The 268-nt window shown below is 62.3% G+C and carries 1 protein-coding gene; it reads left to right on the top strand.

Annotation, left to right across the window (positions count from 1 at the left end; genetic code table 11):
* The coding region (locus QSV36_RS22980; RefSeq protein WP_289134772.1) for a hypothetical protein at window positions 1–268 on the top strand (268 nt) is incomplete at both ends.

The following is a 268-nucleotide window of genomic DNA, read 5'->3' as shown; positions in this document are numbered from 1 at the left end:
GGTCACCGCTCCGGACAACGTCTACGCAGGCGCCAACGACCCGGTGATCAAGTCGATCGCTTCGGTCAGCGGCACCGATGTCGGCAAGTTCGAGCAGCTGACCCTGGACAAGACCCCGGTCAGCACCACGGTCACCGACGAACCGGGTACGCCTGGCAACGAAGGCGATCTGGTCAAGGTCACCATCACTGCCGACCAGCCTTCGGTGGCTGAGAACGTCAAACCGACCTTCACGGTAAACATCAACCAGGCACTGGCCCACGACCTG

The sequence above is a fragment of the Pseudomonas sp. BCRC 81390 genome (genome assembly GCF_030341915.1).
Lineage (GTDB): Bacteria > Pseudomonadota > Gammaproteobacteria > Pseudomonadales > Pseudomonadaceae > Aquipseudomonas.
The sequence above is the reverse complement of the archived record's forward strand: the minus strand, read 5'-3'. Positions and strand labels throughout refer to the sequence as shown.